An 8,125-nucleotide genomic window follows, 5' to 3' on the forward strand; every position below is an offset into this window, starting at 1 on the left:
TCAATTTATTTAGGCGTCAATATCGACCATATTGCCACTCTACGTAATGCACGTGGTACAAAATACCCAGATCCTGTTCACGCTGCTGAAATTGCTGAGCGTGCAGGCGCGGACGGTATCACTATCCACTTACGTGAAGACCGTCGCCATATTTTGGATCGTGATGTACGTATTCTGCGTGAAACCATTCAAACGCGTATGAATCTAGAGATGGCAGTGACGGACGAAATGGTTGAGATTGCGCTGCAAACTAAACCAGAGTTTGTGTGTTTAGTGCCTGAAAAGCGTGAAGAACTGACGACGGAAGGTGGCTTAGATGTAGTAGGGCAGCTTGAAAAAATTAAAGCTGCGACGAAAAAGCTGACAGATGCAGGCATCAAAGTTTCGCTCTTTATTGATGCTGACCGTCAACAGATTGAAGCTGCGAAAAAGTGTGGCGCTCCGTTTATTGAGCTACATACTGGCCATTATGCAGATGCGACGACAGAAGACGAGCAACAAGCTGAACTGAAGAAGATTGCCGCTGGTGCTAGTTATGCACATGATCTAGGTATTATTGTTAATGCCGGGCATGGCCTGACTTATCACAATGTCGCACCAATTGCTGCATTACCAGAAATTTACGAACTCAACATTGGTCACTCAATCATTGGTCGCGCGGTATTTGATGGTTTAAATAAAGCGGTTGCTGACATGAAAGCATTGATGATTGAGGCTCGCCAGTCATAGGGCTATCTAGATGGCGATTATAGGGTTAGGGACCGACATTGCAGAAATTGAGCGTATTGAAAAAGCGTTAGCTCGTAGTGGTGAACCTTTTGCTCAGCGGATTCTTTCAGAAGAAGAAATGGCCAAATTCTCACAGCTTAAGCTGCAAGGTCGTTATCTTGCTAAGCGCTTTGCTGTTAAAGAAGCTGCCTCAAAAGCATTGGGGACAGGGATCGCAAAAGGAGTCACGTTTCACGACTTTTCCATCTCGAACGATGAGCTTGGAAAACCAGTACTCGCATTGACGGGCACAGCCAAGCAAATAGCGGATGCGATGGGTGTTAACCACATTCACCTGTCCATTTCCGATGAGCGTCATTACGCTGTGGCGACGGTCATTTTTGAATCCTAGCTTGTAAGTCTTAAACAAAATACTAAAAAGCCAGAGCATTTGCTCTGGCTTTTGTTTCTCTTCAATAGATCACTGTTCAAGGTATAACTTTGCGGTTGTTGTTACTTTAATCATTTCATCTTGCAGCTCGAACATTTCAGGCTCAACCTCCTCAAGACTGATCCCTGAGCGCAGTGCTTGCTCAAGCGTCGCACAGAGTGATTTCAGCCTTGGAACGCCACAATATGAACTACTGCCGTGCAGCTTATGGATGACATGAATTAGGTCATCACGAGAGATATCTTCTTGCTCCAGAGCTTGGTCAACGACTGCTTCTACTTCAGGGATGAACTCAATCAACATGCGTAGCATGTCTTTAGCGAGATCCTCTTTATTCGCGCTCTGTTTCAAGGCTGCTTGCCAATCAATAATCACATCCTGCTGAGGCGAAGAAACGGATTGTGGTGCGCTTCCTTCAGGTTCATCAACGTATGAAGGGGCGACTTTGCCAATGCTCTCTGTACAAGCATTTGGGTTCCAGTGAACCAAAACCTGTTGTAGCACATGCTCTTCAATAGGTTTGGTCAAGTAGTCATCCATTCCTGCCGAGAGCAAGCGGTCTCGTTCCCCTGCCATGGCATGTGCCGTTACCGCAATCACTGGCGTGTCTTTATTTAGCTCCAACTCTTTAATGTGCTTACAAGCGGTCACCCCATCCATTTGTGGCATTTGAATATCCATGAAGATTAAATCGTACTTTTTCTCTGTCGCCAGGTTCACCGCTTGCTGGCCATTGCTACAGGCGGTGACGGTTTCTACTCGTTCGCGGAGCAGTGCAGAGATCAGCTTCAAGTTTGCAGGGTTGTCATCCACTGCTAGTACAGTGAGAGGTAAACGGTCCCCTTCGCTTGGCGTAATTGGAGCGCTTAATACCGGTGGCGATTCTACATGTTCGCTAATCAGGCTTTGTAGCAACTTACGGCGAGACAATGGTTTCGTCAGGCACTGGACGTGATGCTCTGTCATTATTTGGTCCGCAAGCGCCAATTCGGTACTCGGTGTCCCTAGGAGAACACTCGGAGCCATGCGTTTCGCTTGTTCTATCCAAGGTGTAATAACTTCCGCATCGTGAGTCTGGTTGGCCGCTAAATTCAACAGTACATAATCATATTGTTCTTCGTTGTTTGGTAGCGAAGAGCGGTAGGTTACTAAAATACCCTCCTGACTTAGAATCTGTTGGGTTACGGACGCGGCTTGCATGTTTGGTTCAATCAGCAGTAACTGCTTCCCAGTCAGAAGTTCCACTTCAATCAGTTCGCTCATTGGCATCTCGGTTGAGTGCAAGCGCACCGTAAACCAGAAGGTTGAACCTTGGTGTAGACGGCTGGTTAAACTGATTTCGCCGCCCATCTGGCTCACCAGTTTCTGAGTGATAACCAGACCAAGACCAGTACCGCCGTAACGACGTGAAATACTTGCATCTGCTTGGCTAAAGGCTTGGAACAACTGCGCTTGCTGACGCTCAGAGATACCAATACCGGTATCACGCACCATGAATTGCAGTTCGACGGAGTCTCCTGATTGAGAGCGCATTTCTACGCTAACATCAATGTTGCCTCGCTCGGTAAACTTGATTGAGTTACCGACTAAGTTCGTCAAAATTTGCTGAATACGTAGTGGATCCCCAACTAAACCCGGTGGAATTTTAGGGTCCACTTTTAGGGTGATTTCTAACCCTTTCTCATGTGCACTTGTGGCTTGTAGGTTAATTACCTCTTCTAAACTTTCTCGGAAATCAAAAGGAATGTTTTCCAGCGCCAGCTTACCCGCTTCAAGTTTCGAGAAGTCGAGAATGTCATTGATGATATTCAGCAGGTTGTTCGCCGATTTCTCAATCGTCTGTAGGTAATCCGTTTGGCTGTTAGAAAGCTGCGTTTTAAGCATTTGACGAGTAAAGCCAATCACCCCATTGAGCGGAGTACGCAGCTCGTGCGACATGTTTGCCAAGAACTCTGACTTAACCCTGGCCGCTTCTTGCGCGCGTTTCTTCGCGATATCCAACTCAACGTTCTGAATTTCTAGCTGCTCAAGCGTTTCACGTAAGTCGGACGTGGCTTGGTCTATACTGTGCTGCATCTCCACGTGATATTCTGATAACGATACCGCCATGGCGTTGATGCCATTTTTTAGCTGGTCTAACTCCCCGTGCATTTTGCCTTCGATACGCACATCCAGATGACCACGGCGAATGCGGTCAACGACATTCTTCATGTGGGTGATAGGTTGGGTCACATCGTGCATTAGACGTGAAGCAAACACACTTGCTAAGCCAAGACCGAGAACCAGAACTAAAAAAGCAGAGAAGACTTCTTGATACTGTTGCAGCCTCAAGGAGGAGAGATCTAACTCGACGGCGATGTAACCAATCGCTTTTGTGCCTTGGCTTTCGTTCGACAACTCCGCTAAGTAGTGACCTTCTGACAAAATGGGGACACGCAATATCAGTGAGTTTTCGTAGATTTCCGAATTACCCAGTTGCGGGATCGGTTTATCTTTGGGAAACATCAAGGCTTCAAAATTAGGATGAAAGTTAGAGGTCACAAAGAGCTCATGATGTTCATCAAATACCGCGATACTACGAACCAGTTTGGAGTTTTTGCGGTGCGCGTAGCTTATCAAGCGACGTACCGCCTCTCGGCTTTCTGATAGTAGATGAGTTTCACTGGCAATCGCCAGCGGCTCAATAATGCTGTTACCAGTGGTGATAACTTGTTTCTCAAGGTCTTGGTAGCGGTTAAATGAGAAAAAGCCGCTCAGTAATAAACCAATAATGAGAGTGGGAGCGAGAGTTAGTGTAATTACACGTGCTCGTAAGCCATATCTGGTCATGTTATCTAATTACATCGGAGTCTGGATATGGGAAAATAACGCATTATTTCTCAAGCGCACGATAAAGCCTTGAGCAAAGAAGTGACGTCACCGAATAAACGGTAAGCATAATCAAGTCACTCGAATCACACAACGGCTGCAATCAAGAATAGTGAAGCCGAAGAGCAATTACACATAAATCAGGCATAGAGCATGGCACGCATCTTTCAACCGAAAAAGAAAACCCAACTCAATACTCGGCACCAAGCAGTGCAAGTAGAGCGTTTAGATCACCACGGCGCAGGCATTGCTTACCTCAAAAAGAAGCCATTGTTTATTGATGGAGCACTGCCGGGTGAGGAGGTGGTCACTCAATTGGTGGAAGAAAAGAGCAAATACGCTCGCGGTAAGTTGATTAAAATCCTTAAGCCGAGTGAAGCTCGTGTGGAGCCATTTTGCCCACATTATCATGAGTGCGGTGGCTGTGATTTGCAGCATCTAGATTATGACCAACAATTGACGTACAAACAGCAAACGTTGCGTCAGCTAATGCGAAAATTTTCAGGCAGTGACATTGAACTAGATGCCCCGTTATTGGGATATTCGCAGGCCTACCGTCGCCGTGCGAGAGTGAGCTTGTTTGTTGATAAAAGAACACGTCAGCTACATTTTGGTTTCCGTAAAAAGCAGAGTAAGCAAATTGCGCAAGTGACCGATTGCCCAGTGCTGGCACCGGAACTGAATGTTTTGCTGCCAGAGATTTACTCAGCCCTAAAAGCGTTCAAAAAGCCGGAACAATTGGGTCATGTAGAGCTGGTACTTGGTGATAATGGTCCGTGTATTACGCTGCGCCACTTGAGCGCTCTGACAACGAGTGAAACTCAATCTCTAACGGAGTTGGCAAAACGTCATGGCGCATCGTTGTACTTAATGCCATCGACAGAACAATTAGACCTTATCGAAGGCGATATGCCTTTTTATCAAGAAGTTGGAGTGAAAATCCCTTTTGCACCAAATAACTTTATTCAAGTAAACCAAGGTGTAAACCAACAAATGGTCAAACAAGCGGTTGAGTGGTTAGACCCACAAAAGAGTGACCGAGTGTTAGATTTGTTCTGTGGTTTAGGCAACTTTAGTTTACCAGTTGCGAAATTAGCTAAGTACGTGGTTGGAGTAGAGGGTGTTGCAGAGATGGTAGAAAAAGCCACAAACAATGCATCTTTGAACCAAATCAATAACGCGCAATTTTATCACGCTAACCTTGAGCAAGATTTTGAAGGCCAAGCCTGGGCCGCAGAGCGGTTTGATAAAGTATTATTAGACCCGGCACGCGCGGGAGCGAGTGGGATCATCGATCAAGTTTCTGAGCTTGGCGCACAGCGTGTAGTTTATGTTTCTTGTAATCCTGCTACCCTTGCTAGGGATAGTCAAAGCTTGATAGAGCAAGGCTATAAATTAACGAAATTAGGTATGCTGGATATGTTCCCTCATACCAGTCATCTAGAATCGATGGCATTGTTTGAAAAGTCCTAACTTTAGGACTTTGACCCCTTATTTGTGGTGGGTGGTCATAAAGCCAGCGTGTACGCGCGGTAAAAAGAACTAACCTGGACGGTGTTAGTCAAACCACACGAATATAATAATTAGGATGATGAGATGGTTGCGGTAAGAAGCGCGCATTTAAACCAAGATGAACAGTTTGAACTCGAAAACTGGGTGGCTAGCCTAGGACAAGAGAAAAACACAGCCTCACGCTTAATCGAAGTATATCGAGATTGCCAGACGGTATTGGCTGATAACGAGCAAGCGGAGCTGTTGTTGTGGCGTGGACGAGAAATGATCGAAATTTTGATCACCTTGTCTATGGATCAAGCCACTTTAGTGGCTGCTCAACTGTTTCCTTTGGTTTCAAGTGGTGCTTTTAACAGAGAAATTCTGGAAGAGAAATACAGCAAAGAAATCATAAAATTAATCGACGGCGTTGAAGAAATGGCTGCTATTGGCCAACTCAACGTCAACATGGAAGGCAGTGCAGCGTCATCTCAGGTAGATAACGTACGCCGCATGCTGCTTGCCATGGTGGATGACTTCCGCTGCGTAGTTATCAAGCTCGCGGAGCGAATTTGTAACCTTATTGAAGTTAAAAAAGCGCCTGATGAAGTTCGACGTGCGGCGGCAAAAGAGTGTGCCAACATCTATGCGCCGCTAGCAAACCGATTAGGCATCGGTCAGCTGAAATGGGAAATTGAAGATTACGCTTTCCGCTACCAACAGCCGGAAACTTACAAACAAATTGCCAAGCAGCTTTCTGAGCGACGCATCGTTCGTGAACAGTACATCAAAGACTTTGTTGAAGACCTCACGCACGAAATGGAAGTGTCGGGCATCAATGCCGAAGTGAGTGGTCGACCTAAGCACATCTACAGCATTTGGCGAAAAATGCAGAAGAAGAGTTTGGCCTTTGATGAGCTGTTTGATGTTCGAGCAGTACGTATCATCGCAGACAAACTGCAAGACTGTTACGCGGCTTTGGGTGTAGTTCACACCAAATACAAGCACCTACCGAGCGAGTTTGATGACTACGTTGCTAACCCTAAACCAAACGGTTATCAATCGATCCACACCGTAATTCTAGGGCCAGAAGGCAAAACCATCGAGATCCAGATTCGTACCAAGCAAATGCATGAAGAGTCGGAGCTGGGTGTTGCCGCGCACTGGAAATATAAAGAAGGGGCAAGCAGCCGAAGCGGTTATGATGAGAAGATCACGTGGCTGCGTAAGCTATTGGATTGGCAAGAAGAAATGTCTGACTCTGGCGAAATGCTCGATGAGCTGCGTAGCCAAGTCTTTGATGACCGTGTTTATGCCTTTACACCACGTGGTGATGTTGTCGATTTGCCAATGGGGGCAACGCCGCTAGATTTTGCCTATCACATTCACTCCGAAGTGGGACACCGTTGTATCGGTGCCAAAGTCGGAGGTCGTATTGTGCCGTTCACGCATAAATTACATATGGGTGACCAAGTCGAGATTATCACTCAGAAAGAACCTAACCCATCACGTGACTGGTTAAACCCATCATTAGGCTTCGTTCATTCTGGTCGTGCGCGTGCCAAAATTAACGCCTGGTTCCGAAAACAAAGCCGTGAGAAGAACCTTGAAGCAGGTCGTGAAATCCTTGAGCATGAGTTAGCCAAAATTGGCGCAACGTTAAAAGATGCAGAGCATTACGCCCTCAAGCGGTTTAACGTCAAAACACCAGATGAATTGTATGTTGGTGTAGGTAGCGGTGATTTGCGTATCAACCAAATAATTAACCATATCAACGCGTTAGTTAACAAGCCAACGGCAGAGGAAGAAGATCAGCAAGCACTGGAAAAACTGCAAGAAGCTGAGCATAAATCACCCGCGCAAAGCCGACCGAAAAAAGACGCAGTTGTAGTAGAAGGCGTCGATAACCTAATGACACATCTAGCACGTTGCTGTCAGCCAATTCCAGGTGACGATATCTCTGGTTACATAACGCAAGGTCGTGGGATTTCAGTACACCGTAGTGACTGTGAACAGCTAGAAGAACTGCGCCATCATGCGCCAGAGCGCATCATCGATACAGTCTGGGGCAGCGGCTTTGTGGGGTCATACATCCTCACCGTGCGTGTTGAAGCGATGGAGCGAGGTGGTCTACTCAAAGACATTACGACACTGTTCGCCAACGAAAAGATCAAAGTGACCAGTATGAAGAACCGAGTCGACTACAGACGTCAACTTGCCATCATGGACTTTGACCTAGAAGTCACCAATATTGAGGTGCTTTCGCGGGTTTCGAAACGTGTGGAACAGATCAAGGATGTCATGACGGTGAAACGCCTCGGCTAAAACTCTCGTCATAGTTATCGTTGTAGCGTTGTTGACTGCACGCACTCGCTCCATCACATGGTGAACCATGCTCAGGAGTCTCGTTTGTTTGTCGCCTAGCTACAACTTCAACTATTTACAGAGTTACACTTGCGTCATATTTGGCTTTTTATCTGCGTTAGCTGCACTTATTCCGACGTGCCGGCTCAGGGGCATCACATAGTAGGCTATGCTCAGGAGTCGCGAAAACTTGTTGCCTTGTCAAAGTAACAATTACTTAGTGAAAGCTGCTGAGAAAATATA

The 8,125-nt window shown here is 46.3% G+C and carries 5 protein-coding genes; 4 read left to right on the plus strand and 1 reads right to left on the minus strand.

The annotated features are described in order from the left end of the window. Together pdxJ and acpS are read left to right on the plus strand one after the other, a co-directional pair. Positions 1-729, plus strand: a 729-nt coding sequence (pdxJ, locus tag R7041_RS21825) for a pyridoxine 5'-phosphate synthase (RefSeq protein WP_318115970.1), incomplete at its 5' end; no start/stop codon positions are given. A 10-nt stretch (positions 730-739) separates the two neighbouring features. Beyond that, positions 740-1,120 carry a holo-ACP synthase gene (acpS, locus tag R7041_RS21830; protein WP_005380927.1) on the plus strand — a complete coding sequence of 127 codons (381 nt, stop codon included), beginning with the start codon at positions 740-742 and terminating at the stop codon, positions 1,118-1,120. Between the two features lie 69 nt (positions 1,121-1,189). Here the strand turns inward: acpS and barA are convergent, their stop codons facing one another. Beyond that, a complete protein-coding gene (gene barA / locus R7041_RS21835) occupies positions 1,190-3,988 on the minus strand; it encodes a two-component sensor histidine kinase BarA (protein ID WP_033907441.1) in 2,799 nt (932 codons plus the stop codon). A 192-nt stretch (positions 3,989-4,180) separates the two neighbouring features. Between barA and rlmD the strand changes: the two genes are divergently transcribed. Further along, positions 4,181-5,500 (plus strand): 23S rRNA (uracil(1939)-C(5))-methyltransferase RlmD, encoded by a 1,320-nt coding sequence (gene rlmD, locus R7041_RS21840; RefSeq protein WP_205461131.1) that lies wholly within the window; start codon positions 4,181-4,183, stop codon positions 5,498-5,500. Between the two features lie 123 nt (positions 5,501-5,623). After that, positions 5,624-7,843 carry a GTP diphosphokinase gene (gene relA, locus R7041_RS21845; protein WP_005380915.1) on the plus strand — a complete coding sequence of 740 codons (2,220 nt, stop codon included), beginning with the start codon at positions 5,624-5,626 and terminating at the stop codon, positions 7,841-7,843. The last annotated feature ends 282 nt before the right edge of the window (positions 7,844-8,125 follow it).

This window comes from Vibrio sp. 1751, assembly GCF_033339895.1.
In the GTDB taxonomy this organism is placed as follows: domain Bacteria; phylum Pseudomonadota; class Gammaproteobacteria; order Enterobacterales; family Vibrionaceae; genus Vibrio; species Vibrio alginolyticus.

Bases quoted from the DNA above. Each gene is read 5' to 3' on its own strand.
- acpS (WP_005380927.1), top strand. From the start codon at position 740: ATGGCGATTATAGGGTTAGGGACCGACATTGCAGAAATTGAGCGTATT.
- barA (WP_033907441.1), bottom strand. From the start codon at position 3,988: ATGACCAGATATGGCTTACGAGCACGTGTAATTACACTAACTCTCGCT.
- rlmD (WP_205461131.1), top strand. From the start codon at position 4,181: ATGGCACGCATCTTTCAACCGAAAAAGAAAACCCAACTCAATACTCGG.
- relA (WP_005380915.1), top strand. From the start codon at position 5,624: ATGGTTGCGGTAAGAAGCGCGCATTTAAACCAAGATGAACAGTTTGAA.